Source organism: Marinifilum caeruleilacunae (genome assembly GCF_013141825.1).
GTDB lineage: Bacteria > Bacteroidota > Bacteroidia > Bacteroidales > Marinifilaceae > Marinifilum > Marinifilum caeruleilacunae.
Window position 1 is genome coordinate 1 of sequence record NZ_RZNH01000142.1, and the last position, 551, is coordinate 551.

A 551-nucleotide genomic window follows, 5' to 3' on the forward strand; every position below is an offset into this window, starting at 1 on the left:
CCTAGCTACGGTCATGGATGACTATTCTCGTTATATTATCACTTGGGAGCTTTGTAAGAGCATGGAGTCAACAGACGCGATGCAAGTTATCGACAAAGCATTACGGACCAGTGAGTTTCCCGAAGACGGGCGTCCCAGACTCTTGTCTGACAACGGTCCTTGCTACGTCTCCCATGAGTTTACGAAGTTTATCAACGACTCCCAAATGGGACACGTGAAAGGTGCGCCTTATCATCCTCAAACGCAAGGAAAGATAGAGCGCTATCACCGAACGATAAAAAACATTGTAAAGTTGGACAACTACTATTATTCAGATGAGCTGAGAGCCAGGATTAAAGAATTTGTGGATTATTACAATCATGAAAGGTATCATGAATCCCTAAACAACCTTACTCCCGCTGATGTCTACTATGGTAGAGACTGGGTGCGATTACAGCAGAGATCAATTATCAAAAAAGAAACCATGAAAAAAAGAAGAAGGATAAATCAGAAGGTAGCTTCCTAAAAGAAGGTAATCGATTCAATCTTTAAAACAAAGCTAATTGCATTAC

General features: G+C 41.2%; 1 protein-coding gene. It reads left to right on the top strand.

The window, feature by feature from the left end:
• The coding region (locus ELS83_RS21815; protein ID WP_171597643.1) for an integrase core domain-containing protein at nucleotides 1-505 on the top strand (505 nt) is incomplete at its 5' end.
• Nucleotides 506-551: the final 46 nt, after the last annotated feature.